Genomic DNA, 1,271 nt, shown 5'->3' with positions numbered 1-1,271 from the left:
AGACCAGGTAGCTCTCGGCCAGGTCCACCAGGTACCCGGTCTGGCCGCCGAGGCCGCGGGCGACCGGCGGTGCCACCGGTTCGGGGAAGGCGGTGATGGCCGGTGCTCTGGTTGACGTACGGCTTTGCGACCGGATGGAGCGTCAACTGCCCTGCGTGACACCGCGACAGCGTGATGGCAGGGGGCCACGCGATACCGGAAGGCGTGCCCCGTCGGCGCGGCCGAGGGCGCCTTCGGCGTCAGGTTCCGAGCAGGAACGCCGTCACGGTCGCCGCGTAGTCCTGGGGGTGCGTCACATGGGGGATGTGGCCCGCGCCCCGGAAGGTGTTGCGCTGTGCCCGAGGCAGGGCCGCGGCCAGGCGGTCCAGCACGGCGCCGAACCACGCCGGGCTCTCGGTGCCGCTGCTGAGCAGCACCGGCGCCGTGCAGGCAGCGAGTCCGTGGACGTCCAGGGCGGCCCAGTCCGGGTCGTCCTGTTCGTCGAGCCAGGTCTGCGCGTGGATGACGAAGGTGTCCCGGAGCGGCTCGGGCATCGTCTCCCAGGCGCCGGGGCCGAGCGCGATCCGCTCGACGAACACCTTCGCGCCGGCAGCGTCCTCGCCCTCGCGCACCAGCCGTTTGGCTTCCTCGACGGCTGCCGTCACCGTCCTCATGTCCGCCACCGCGGCGGGGTCGTCGAGGACGAGTCCGGCCAGCGGGGGTTCGTGCAGGACGATCCGCCGGAACAGCTCGGGGCGGCGGGCGGCCAGACCCGCCGTGATCGATGCTCCGAAGGAGTTCGCCGCCACGTTGGCGGGTGCCGGGCCGAGGGCCTCGATCAGTGCTGCCAGGTCGTCCTCGTCCTGCCGCCGGGTGCCGGCGCCGGGTACCCGCTCACTGCGGCCGTGGCCCCGCCGGTCGTACGCCACCACGCGGAACGCCGCCTTCAGGTCGGCGTCGACGGCGGGCCTCCACGAGCGGTGGTCGTTCCACGAGCCGTGCACCAGCACCAGCGGCTCGCCCTCGCCGGTCTCCTCGTAGTGCAGCAGCACATCACCGGCGCGGACCTCAGCCATGGCGACACCCTTTCGAGGCGGGCTCCGGGTCTCCTCGGTCTCGGCGCGACCCTGGTGCAAGCGTTCCACAGGCACACCCTCCCCCGGCGGACGCGACACGGGCGGGGCAGGGACGTCGGTGGGGGTCGTTAGGCTGCACGGGCCGGTTGAACGATCATCACGGGGGCGTGCCATGGGTTGGGAGATCACTGCGCAGGGGTACTCCGCGCGACTGGA

At 72.9% G+C, this 1,271-nt stretch carries 1 protein-coding gene; it reads right to left on the bottom strand.

Features of this window, described 5'->3' with window-relative positions:
* Window positions 1-239: 239 nt before the first annotated feature.
* Window positions 240-1,055 carry an alpha/beta hydrolase gene (locus ABZ641_RS38050; RefSeq protein WP_359989209.1) on the bottom strand — a complete coding sequence of 272 codons (816 nt, stop codon included), beginning with the start codon at window positions 1,053-1,055 and terminating at the stop codon, window positions 240-242.
* Between the last annotated feature and the right edge of the window lie 216 nt (window positions 1,056-1,271).

This window comes from Kitasatospora sp. NPDC007106 (genome assembly GCF_040634455.1).
GTDB lineage: Bacteria > Actinomycetota > Actinomycetes > Streptomycetales > Streptomycetaceae > Kitasatospora > Kitasatospora arboriphila.
This window is presented reverse-complemented; position numbering and strand designations above follow the sequence as displayed.

Bases quoted from the DNA above. Each gene is read 5' to 3' on its own strand.
- ABZ641_RS38050 (WP_359989209.1), bottom strand. From the start codon at position 1,055: ATGGCTGAGGTCCGCGCCGGTGATGTGCTGCTGCACTACGAGGAGACC.